The sequence below is a fragment of the Photobacterium sp. R1 genome (assembly GCF_054600795.1).
In genome coordinates this window covers 1-339 of the sequence record NZ_BAAHZP010000278.1, presented here as the reverse complement: position 1 = coordinate 339, position 339 = coordinate 1, and the positions used below count along the sequence as shown (strand labels likewise).

The window sequence follows — 339 nt, the reverse complement described above, 5'->3', positions numbered from 1 at the left end:
CGTGCAGATGCACAATCTGAAGGTCTAATGGCCGACGCTGAGTAATCATTGCATGACCAATCGTCTGGAGCTGTCTGGCACTGTTGCCAAGCATCCCAAACGAAGCCAGTCCCCTGCGGGCGTTCCTCATTGCCATTTTGTGCTTGAGCATCGTTCCAACCAGGTGGAAGCCGATTTAACCCGACAGGTGTATTGTTACATCAATGTGGTGGTCAGCGGTAAAGGTCAACAAGTACTCACTCATGATTTAGCTGTCGGAAGCAACATTAAAGCCGGGGGATTTATCTCGTGGCAAACCGGCCGGAATGGCATAGGTAAGTTAGTGTTGCATGCCGATCA

Annotated in this window: 1 protein-coding gene; it reads left to right on the top strand. The window is 50.4% G+C overall.

From position 1 onward, the window contains the following. Window positions 1-52 precede the first annotated feature (52 nt). Window positions 53-339, top strand: a 287-nt coding sequence (gene priB / locus ACYP03_RS25025; RefSeq protein ID WP_459782529.1) for a primosomal replication protein N, incomplete at its 3' end; no start/stop codon positions are given.